Genomic DNA, 238 nt, shown 5'->3' on the forward strand with positions numbered 1-238 from the left:
GCGGTATCGCTTTGCGTAACACGATAGTCAAATTACAGGCTCCGACTACGGACGCGATCAAACAACTGAAAGCTGCAGGGGTCAATATAAAAACGATGCAAGACCAGTCCCTTTCACTGACCGACCGACTGCGTGCCCTGACTCCGGTCATGCATAACGCCACAATCATGTCCGCGTTGTTCGGAAGTGAAAATCTTGCTTCAACGATGGCTTTGATTGAGGGTGTAGACCAAATTGA

1 protein-coding gene is annotated in these 238 nt (G+C 49.2%); it reads left to right on the forward strand.

Translation table 11 applies throughout. The annotated features are described in order from the left end of the window. The coding region (locus HMPREF2794_RS24550; protein WP_070752948.1) for a phage tail tape measure protein at positions 1-238 on the forward strand (238 nt) is incomplete at both ends.

Source organism: Bacteroides sp. HMSC067B03 (genome assembly GCF_001811315.1).
Classification (GTDB): domain Bacteria; phylum Bacteroidota; class Bacteroidia; order Bacteroidales; family Bacteroidaceae; genus Bacteroides; species Bacteroides faecis.